This is a genomic window from Streptomyces palmae, from assembly GCF_004684805.1.
GTDB lineage: Bacteria > Actinomycetota > Actinomycetes > Streptomycetales > Streptomycetaceae > Streptomyces > Streptomyces palmae.
In genome coordinates this window covers 1-8,514 of the sequence record NZ_SRID01000306.1, presented here as the reverse complement: position 1 = coordinate 8,514, position 8,514 = coordinate 1, and the positions used below count along the sequence as shown (strand labels likewise).

General features: G+C 71.8%; 8 protein-coding genes and 1 pseudogene. 5 read left to right on the top strand and 4 right to left on the bottom strand.

The features are described 5' to 3' along the window. Together E4099_RS24745 and E4099_RS24740 are read left to right on the top strand one after the other, a co-directional pair. Positions 1-431: amidohydrolase family protein (locus E4099_RS24745; protein ID WP_167828470.1), on the top strand; the 431-nt coding region annotated here is incomplete at its 5' end. Between the two features lie 123 nt (positions 432-554). After that, on the top strand, positions 555-1,406 hold the full coding sequence (locus E4099_RS24740; protein ID WP_135341329.1) for an alpha/beta fold hydrolase: 852 nt from the start codon (positions 555-557) through the stop codon (positions 1,404-1,406). A gap of 109 nt (positions 1,407-1,515) precedes the next feature. Here E4099_RS24740 and E4099_RS24735 read toward each other — a convergent pair whose 3' ends face one another. Both E4099_RS24735 and E4099_RS24730 read right to left on the bottom strand, forming a co-directional pair. Continuing rightward, positions 1,516-2,607, bottom strand: a complete 1,092-nt coding sequence (locus E4099_RS24735) for a LacI family DNA-binding transcriptional regulator (RefSeq protein WP_135341328.1) — start codon at positions 2,605-2,607, stop codon at positions 1,516-1,518. 278 nt (positions 2,608-2,885) lie between these two features. Further along, positions 2,886-2,969 (bottom strand): annotated as a pseudogene (locus E4099_RS24730) (hypothetical protein); the annotation flags it as partial. Positions 2,970-3,063: 94 nt separating this feature from the next. Between E4099_RS24730 and E4099_RS24725 the strand changes: the two are divergent. Beyond that, positions 3,064-4,359 (top strand): ROK family protein, encoded by a 1,296-nt coding sequence (locus E4099_RS24725; RefSeq protein ID WP_245245141.1) that lies wholly within the window; start codon positions 3,064-3,066, stop codon positions 4,357-4,359. A gap of 476 nt (positions 4,360-4,835) precedes the next feature. Here the strand turns inward: E4099_RS24725 and E4099_RS24720 are convergent, their stop codons facing one another. Then, entirely contained in the window at positions 4,836-5,720 is an 885-nt protein-coding gene (locus E4099_RS24720) for a cyclase family protein (RefSeq protein ID WP_135341327.1), read from the bottom strand. Between the two features lie 72 nt (positions 5,721-5,792). On the opposite strand from E4099_RS24720, the gene E4099_RS24715 reads away from it, so the two are divergent. Beyond that, positions 5,793-6,692: a LysR family transcriptional regulator gene (locus E4099_RS24715; protein WP_135341326.1), complete on the top strand. Its 900-nt coding sequence runs from the start codon at positions 5,793-5,795 to the stop codon at positions 6,690-6,692. 39 nt (positions 6,693-6,731) lie between these two features. Here the strand turns inward: E4099_RS24715 and E4099_RS24710 are convergent, their stop codons facing one another. Further along, positions 6,732-7,436 (bottom strand): glycosyltransferase, encoded by a 705-nt coding sequence (locus E4099_RS24710; RefSeq protein WP_245245140.1) that lies wholly within the window; start codon positions 7,434-7,436, stop codon positions 6,732-6,734. Between the two features lie 587 nt (positions 7,437-8,023). Here E4099_RS24710 and E4099_RS34505 point away from each other — a divergent pair. Further along, the gene (locus E4099_RS34505; RefSeq protein WP_245245139.1) at positions 8,024-8,422 is read left to right on the top strand and encodes a hypothetical protein; all 399 of its coding nucleotides are present in this window, start codon (positions 8,024-8,026) and stop codon (positions 8,420-8,422) included. Positions 8,423-8,514: the final 92 nt, after the last annotated feature.

Sequence of the window (8,514 nt, the reverse complement as noted above, 5' to 3'; positions counted from 1 at the left end):
CCCTGGTGGACTTCCCCTACGACACCACCCGCACGGCCCTCCACCTGGCCCTGAACGGTGTGCCACGGCGCTACCCCCGGATCACGATGAACCTCCCGCACGCCGGCGGCTTCCTGCCCTACGCCGCCCACCGCTTCGCCGTCGCCGCCCGGCTCCACCTCGACTCCACCCCCGAGGGCCTGCTGAACGACATCCGCCGCTTCTTCTTCGACACCGCCGTCTCCGCCGGCCCGGCCACCCTGCCCTCACTGCTCGCCTTCGCGGCACCCGGCCACGTCCTCTACGGCAGCGACTTCCCCATGATTCCCGAGGCATGGGCCACCGGCTTCGACACCGGGGTGGACGACTATCCCCACTGGGATCCCGACCAGCTCCACGCCGTCAACCGCGGCAACGCCGAACGCCTCTTCCCCCGCCTCGCCCGGTCCTGACACACCGCGGGTCGGACCCCCGCCTGCCGCCTGACTGCCACGCCGCGCGCGGCCCTTGGCTTTCGACGAACCGGCCACTTGAACGCACGCAACCGACGCTTCACCACGAGACGGAGTCCAGCCATGCGCAGTGGCATGTTCGAGGGCGACGGGGCGCGCCTGTACCACGAAGTCCGCGGCAGCGGACCGGCGCTGCTGATGATCAGCGGAGCCGGAGGCGACGCCGGGTACTACCGCGCTGTCGCCCAGGAACTGGCCGACACCTTCACGGTGATCACCTACGACCGGCGAGGCAACTCCCGCAGCACCGGCCGGTCTCCCGAACCGATGGACCTCGCCCGGCAGGCAGCCGACGCCCGCGGACTGATCGAGTCGGTGGCAGGCGGACACGCTCTCGTGTTCGGCAACAGCGGCGGCGCGATCATCGGCCTCACGCTGGCAGCGCTGCACCCGCAGGTGCTGACCGGCCTGGTCGCGCACGAGCCGCCCGCGGTGAACGTCCTGCCCGAGGGCGACCCCGACCGCCGTTTCTTCCGCGACATGGCCGCGCTCTACGCCGAGGCCGGCGCCGCGGCGGCCGGACGACGGTTCGCGGAGACGACCCGCGGCGAGGGTACCTACCGCTGGCCGGACGACCTCTGGAAGCGGTTCCTGGACAACCAGGACCACCTGTTCGCCACGGAGTGGCCCGGCTTCGCCGACTTCCACCCCGACACGGCCGCACTGAAAGGCGCGCCCTTTCCGATCGTGCTCGGCGCGGGCGCCGCGGACCGGGGCGCGTACTACGCCCGGCCCGCGGCCGAGATCGCCCGCCGGATCGGTGTGCCCTGGGCCGAGTTCCCCGGCATCCACATGGAGTTCCTCCGCAACCCGGCAGTCTTCGCCGCGGCCCTGCGCGCACTCGCGACACAGATGCTGACCGGCGAAGGGCGGCTGCCCACGCCATGGACGCACCAGCCGCACCCCCACGGCTGAAGAGCCGCACGCCGCTCCCCGGGAACGGAATGTCCGTGATGACCTTGATCACCGCCGAAGGGAGAGGACCCGCGTCCGGGATCCGGGACGCGGGTGGGATAGCCCCGCGCTATTCCTGCGACGGCGCGGCCATGGCGTTGGAGCGCCGTGCGGGGGAAGCCGGAGCCGGTTCCGTCGCGGCGCGCGGCGCGGTGCTCGCTCGTACGATGAGTTCGGGTTCCACAACGGTCGGTTCGGGCGCGGCGTCGGGGTCCTCGAGGTGTCTCAGCAGGTGCGCCACGGCAAGCGCGCCCATCTGCGCGAACGGCTGCGCGACGGTGGTCAGGGGCGGTGAGCAGTACTCCGCGAGATCGATGTTGTCGACGCCGACCACACAGATGTCGTCGGGGACTCGCCTGCCGAGCTCGTGGAGCGCCTTGATCACTCCGAACGCCATCTCGTCGCTGGCCACGAAGACCGCGGTCACGTCCGGGATCCTGCCGAGGATGAGTCCGTTGCGGTAGCCCGACGCCGGGGACCAGTCTCCCTCCAGCGGCGGCGGTACCGACCGGCCGGCCGCCTCCAGCGTCGCACGCCAGCCCTCGCGCCTGCTGGTGGCGTCCAGCCAGGCCTCGGGGCCGGCGACATGCCATACGGTGTCGTGGCCCAGGCCCAGCAGATGCTCGGTGGCCAGGCGCGCCGCCAACGCCTGGTCGATGGCCACCACTTCGGCCGACTCGGTGCGCGATCCGTCGATGGTGATGGTGGGCGTGGAGCGGGTGAACTGCTCGATGCGCTCGCTGCTGTGGATCAGCGGCACCGCCAGGATGACTCCGTCGACGCCCTGGTCGGCCAGCCGGGACAGCGCGCTGTCGATCGCGAACGTGTCGAGAGACGTGGTGGTGGCCGTGCTGACCGCGTAGCCGGCGGCCTGGGCCGCGTCCTTGATGCCGGAGGTGACGGCCGCGCGTGAGGAGAAGTTGGTCTGAAGGTTCACCACGCCGATGGCGCGGCTGCGACCCGAGGACAACATGCGCGCGGCTCTGTTCCGGCGGTATCCGAGTTGGTCCACGGCGGCCATGACCTTGGCACGTGTGTGCTCCTGCACGTTCGGATGCCCGGACAGCACCCTTGACACCGTCTGTGCCGACACTTCGGCGACCCGCGCCACATCCGCCATTCCGGGCGGTCGCTCCCCGCCGTCGGCACTTCGCTTGGCCATAGGTCCCTTCCCTCGTCTGCTCCATGATCATGATATCGCCAACATCTTGTGCGAGCAGGGGTGGTTCCCAGGCCTTCGACGTCTTGGCAGCAAGACTGTTGGCAGCGATAACAACATGGGCCATAGTTCCGGCCATCAGTGCACCGGCTCGGGGTGGTACCGGGCGGCGCATTCCCGGCCGCGCCGCCACGGCGGATGTGTCTCCTCCGCGCTGCCAATAAGCACAGACCCCGACGCTCCAGAGTGCCCCGGTGGATCCGGTGCGCCGTGATGTCGACCCACAGCAGTTCCTGCCGGCGGGGATCCCACACCGGCCCCTCGGTCAGCCGCCCCGGTGGGGGCGGGCAGGGCACCGCGGTCATGCGCATGTCGTTGCTCCTCGTCACGTCGGCGTGACCAAGGCTTCGTCTAACCCTTGTAAATAGTCTGTCCAAGCTCCGAATAGGCTTGTCGCCTTTGGCGAACACCTCGACCCGACGAGAGGACGCGACGGTGGTCAAGCGCACCGCTCAGGACATCCGGCGCCGCAACCGGTTCGACACCCTTCGGTGTGTCTACGCGGCCCCCGCCCCGGTCAGCCGGCAGGACATCGCGGCGGCCACCGGGCTGTCGTTCGCCACCGTGGCCAACCTCGTCGCCGAGCTACTGGAGGTGGAGGTGCTGGTGGAGGCCGGGCACGAGGAGTCGGGCGGCGGACGCCCGCGAGCCCGGCTGGCGGTCAACGCCGAGCGCGGGGTCCTGCTCGGCATCGACGTCGCCGAGACCGGCATCCAGGCCCAGCTGTTCGACCTGTCGTTGACGGTGCTGCGGAGCGTGGAGTTGCCGCTGCCCGGGGCGAAGGTCGCACCGGCCGATGTCGTGGAGACCATCGTGACCGGGGTGCGGGAGCTGCTGGCGTCCACCGGCACCCCCTCGTCCCGGGTACTCGGCGCCGGCGTCAGCGTTCCCGGCCTGGTCGAGCGGGAGGGCGGTGTCTCGGTGTACTCCCCGTACTGGTCCTGGCGGGATGTTCCGCTGCGGGCCCTGCTGGCCGAACGACTCGACACGCCCCTCTATCTGGACAACCCGCTCAAGGCGAGCACGGTCGCCGAGATGTGGTTCGGCGCGGGGCGTGACGTCGACGACCTGGTGGTGGTCACCCTCCGGGCGGGCGTCGGCGCGGGGGTGGCGGTGGACGGAGCGCTGTACCGCGGCGCCACCAACAGCGCCGGGGAGTGGGGCCACAGCTGCCTGGTCCTGGGCGGGCGGGAGTGCCGATGCGGCAAGGAGGGCTGCGTGGAGGCGTACGTGAGCACCTCCGGCGTCGCCCGGACCGTGCGCGAGCTGTCCCCGGACAGCCCGCTGCTGCGCGACCCCGACGAGTCGGCCGTTGTCGAGGCCGTCGCGCGGGCACAGTCCCAGGGCGACCCGGTGGCCGTCGAGACGATCACGCGGACCGCCCACTACCTGGGCACCGCACTGGCCGACCTGTTCAACCTGCTCAACCCCCAGACACTCGTCGTCGGGGGCTGGCTCGCGGACCGGTTGGGCGAACCGCTGCTCCGGCATACCCGGGAGGTGGTCGCGCGGCAGGCGGCACCCCAACCGCCCGAGGCCGTGCGGTTGCAGCGCAGCACCGTCCCGGACAACCCGGTGAGCCTCGGCGCCGCGACCTTCGCCCTGGAGGGCTTCCTGAACGACCGGGAAACCTTCGGACCGGTGAAGGCCGGGCGCCGCAACGCCCGGGGTGCGCGGACCCGGACGGCGCCCTGAAGAGCCCTTCTCTCAGGTGGTCGCGTCCCGCTGCACCACGTTGGGGGGGTTTCGCCCCGAACAGCCCATCGAAGGCAGACTGCGGCCTTGATTGTCAGCGTTGTCGGTGATGTGGGCGGTGCTCGCGCCCCATGCCGATGCCGCGAGGTGCTGGTTGGGGGTGCCGTGGTGGCCTGTTCGGAGCCGGGCGGGTAGGTCGCGGTGGCAGGTGGGGCATGCGCCGGTCCAGCGCAGCAGGTAACGCAGCGCAAAGGCCCAGCTCACGGGGCACTTCGTATACTGAATCTCACTCCAGCGAACAGGCCTTTCTCATGAGAGCGCCGCACTCATTCTCACGTGGTGTCTCACTTCAGGCCTCCCGATAGACGGCAATTCTGGCCAAGATCGAGTTCTGCCCTCAGACAATTCAATGAGAAGTCCTGAGGGCAATGGCGTGAGACTCAGCACCTGCTGCTCCGCGTCTGGCGCGGATAGCCTCAGGCCGGGACGACGGCGTAGGCACGGACCGGGAAGGTGCCGAAGCCGCGGACGCGGGGCGCGGCGGCGTGCAGCCGGGCGCCGCAGGCCGGGAGCAGGTCCAGGCGGGTGAGGTGCTCCAGCACCGGGACACCGGCGTCGAGCAGGATCGAATGCGCGGGGCGCGCGGAGCCGCTCATGTCGTCGATGTTGACGCTGTCGATGCCCACCAGCGCGGCCCCGGCGCCGGCGAGCGCCCGCGCGCCCTCGCCGGTGAGGTACGGCGCGTCCCGGGCGTAGTCCTCCGTACCGAAGTGCCGGTCCCAGCCGGTGCGCAGGAGAACCGCGGCACCGGCCACGTCGACGGTGTCGAAGGCGGCGGCGTCGAACCCGCGCTCGCCGTCCGGCGGCCCGCTCACCACGACGACGGGCAGGTCGGCCACGGACTCCAGCGGCAGACCGGCGAGGTCGGCGCCGTCCGCGTAGCGGTGGAAGGGGCTGTCGAGGTAGGTGCCGGTGTTCCCGACCATGCTGATCCGGTCGATGGCGAACTCCGTCCCCGGCTCGTAGTGGTCGCGGGACGCCTCGCGGGTCAGATGCGGGCTGATGACCGGTCCGGGCAGCCCCGGAAAGGTGACCATGCCCTCACTGATCACATGGCTCAGGTCCACCAGCCGGGACGGTGCCTCCGCCCGCCGCCCCGGCCCGGAGGAGCCGGCGCCAGCCCCGGCCGGCAGGTGTACGCGGTCGTCCGGGCCCAGCCGGAGGGCCGCCGCGAGCAGTTCCGTGAGCCGCTGCTCCGTCGTATCGGAGCCCGGTACGTCCAGCGGGTAGCCCCGCACCTGGAGGGAACCGCCGTTCGCCAAGGTCACGTCGGCGTCGATCGACGCGCGGAAATCGCTCATGACGCCCATCCTGGGCCCCGCGCGGGTTAAGTTCCATCGAGTCTTTCTTCATCACGCGTGTAGCTTCACTACATGCGCATAGACCCGCGGCGACTCGCCGTGCTCCGAGCGGTGGCCGACTCCGGAGGCGTCCTCGCCGCGGCGCAGGTCCTGCACCTGACCCCGTCCGCCGTGTCCCAGCACATCGCCCGTCTGGAGGCGGAGACCGGGGTGACGCTGCTGGACCGGTCACGCCTCGGCGGGCGCCGGACCGTGGGGCTCACCGCCGCCGGACGGCTGCTGGCCGGGCACGCCCGGCGGCTGACCGAGGTGCTCGCCGACGCGGAACGCGAACTCAGCGCCCTGACCGGGCAGGTGAGCGGTCCGGTCGAGGTCGGGGTCTTCGTCACGGTGCTGGCGAACCTGGTCGCCCCGGCGGCGGCCGTGCTCGCCGAGACCCACCCCCAGGTCGAGGTCCGCATCCGGCAGATCGAACCGGAGCCGGGGCAGGCGGCGCTGCGCTCGGGCGCCCTGGACCTGCTGATCATCGAGGGCGACGCGGCGGACGGACCCACCGAGGTCCGGGGAGCGTGTGCCGTCCATCTGCTCGACGACCCGTACCGGATCGCCGTCCCGGCCGTATGGGGCCCGGTCGCGGATGTCCAGGCGCTGCTGGACCGCCCGTGGCTGAGCGGCCCGCCGGGCTCGGCCGCTCGCCGGGCCCTCGACCGCGTGGCCGTGCACCACGGCGCGTCGCTCAAGCGGGTCCATGAATGCCTCGACTACTCCGCCACGCTGGCCGTCGTCGCCGCGGGCCTGGCGGCGGCGGTGGTCCCGGCGCTGGCCCTGGCGGGCCGCGACGAGAGCGCGGTCCACCTACTGGACGCGCCGATGCTCGGTGCCCGGCGCCTGGATCTGCTGCACCGCGGGGACCGCCACGAACCCAGCCCGGCGGCACGGCTGGTCGTCCAGGCCATCCGCGCGCAGACCTGACGGCGAGCCGCGAGAGCACCGCGCCCCGACCGGCGCCGCTCAGCCCCCTCGACCCGGCCCGCGCGTGCGGGCCCGCCCGCCGACGTACCGCTCCGCGATCTCCTCCAGGTGCCCGGCCGCGGCGGGGTCGCGGACGGTCTCGACGGCGGCGCGGAGCCCGGCGGCGTCCACCCGCTGGAAGCGCACCCGCACCCCCGCGCCCGCGTCCACCACCAGCCGGGCCACGATGGGCTGGTCGTCGCGGATCGGGGCGAGGACCAGCGGCGCCCCATGCCACAGGGATTCGCAGACGGTGTTGTGTCCGGCGTAGCAGACGACGGCGTCGAGGTGCGGCGGCAGCGCCCGCTGCGGGACGTAACCGCGCACCAGCACCCCCGGAGGTACGCCGGTGAGCAGCCGGCCCGGGTGCGCGACGGTGCCCTGCACCCGGTCGGCGAGCTTGTTCAGGGCCTCGACCGCCGCGGCCAGGAACGGGCCGCCCGCGTCCGCGTTCGCCGTACCGAGCGAGACCAGGACCTTCGCACGGTCCGGAGCCAGGCTCGCCCGGGGGAAGTCCGAGCCGCCGGTGCCGCCCGGGGCGACGGCCGGACCCACCAGGCGCACCCGGTCATGTGGCAGGGGCTTGTCCCCGAGCAGTGCCCGGCCGGTGAACGCGATGGTCCCGTACGGCGAGAAGCGGGGATCGCCGCCACACCCCGGAGCGCCGATCCGGGCGCGCAGCCGTCCAGCAGCCCGGTCAGCCATGCCCGTACGTCGGGCATCCCGGCCAGCGGGTCGACCAGTCCCGCGGAGGTGCTGGCGGAGGTCACATGCACGATCCCCCGGCGCTCGGCGACCAGCGCGCCCGCTACCGCCTGCTGGTCGGTGAGGACGACGTCCGGGCCGAAACCGTCGATCGCCCGGCCGACTCCACGCCACGACATCCACACGGTCCGCAAAACGGGCCTCACGAAACCGAAAAACGAAGAAGTCTGCATCTCCTCGCCCACGCCGCACAGGTTAAAGATCAAGCTAGGCCGTGTGTCGAAAGTGGCTGGTAGCGACCTGGGGAGCATGTTCGAGAACCCGGTAGCTGCTCGTAGCGCGGACCTGCGATGGTGTCCGTCATGGATTCCACGCCGCGCACTGATCTCGCTCGTCACTATGACTCAGGGGCCTGGCTGGCTCGGTTCGCGGGTCGGATGCTTGTGGTCTGTCCGCGATGCGGGGGCTGCGCTCTCGTGATCCCTCGGCCTGGCCTTTCTGATCCCAGATACTTCAGCGAGCTCCTGTTCCAGCCGCGTCGTCTGGTTTGCGGAGGGTGCGGTGCCGTCACCGACTGGAAACCTGAGGTGCAGGGGGCTGGGCTGGTCGGCGCGGTGCTGGGTGGCAGCGAGGATCCGTTCTTCCAGCGGCCGCTATGGCTGCAGACCCGTTGCGCCGGTCACATCTTGTGGGCCTACAACGAGGAGCACGTCGCCGAGCTGTCCGCCTATGTCGGGGCGCGATTGCGAGAGCGTGGCGGAGTGCGGCCGACGATGTCGATGTGCGCTCGGCTGCCGGCGTGGATGAAGGTGTCGGACAATCGCGAGGAGGTGCTGGCTGGCCTGGAGACGCTGCGGGTGCTGGCCGAACGGATGGCACCTGCCGACCGCTCCGATGCCGCGCACGGGCGCGGTGACCGTCCCCGAGCGCACAGGAGTACGAGCGGGAGAGCTACCGGGACAACCTCTGGCCGGACCCTGAGCTGAGCGCAGGCGGCGCGGGGTGGCCGGTTCCCGTCCCGGCCCCGGGACACCACCCCCCGTTCAGGGCTGCGCCTCGGGCTCGAGCACCACCCCCA

What these genes read in the sequence shown, in the direction of transcription:
- E4099_RS24740 (WP_135341329.1), top strand. Translation starts at nt 555, where the DNA reads ATGCGCAGTGGCATGTTCGAGGGCGACGGGGCGCGCCTGTACCACGAA.
- E4099_RS24735 (WP_135341328.1), bottom strand. Translation starts at nt 2,607, where the DNA reads ATGGCCAAGCGAAGTGCCGACGGCGGGGAGCGACCGCCCGGAATGGCG.
- E4099_RS24720 (WP_135341327.1), bottom strand. Translation starts at nt 5,720, where the DNA reads ATGAGCGATTTCCGCGCGTCGATCGACGCCGACGTGACCTTGGCGAAC.
- E4099_RS24715 (WP_135341326.1), top strand. Translation starts at nt 5,793, where the DNA reads ATGCGCATAGACCCGCGGCGACTCGCCGTGCTCCGAGCGGTGGCCGAC.
- E4099_RS24710 (WP_245245140.1), bottom strand. Translation starts at nt 7,436, where the DNA reads ATGGCTGACCGGGCTGCTGGACGGCTGCGCGCCCGGATCGGCGCTCCG.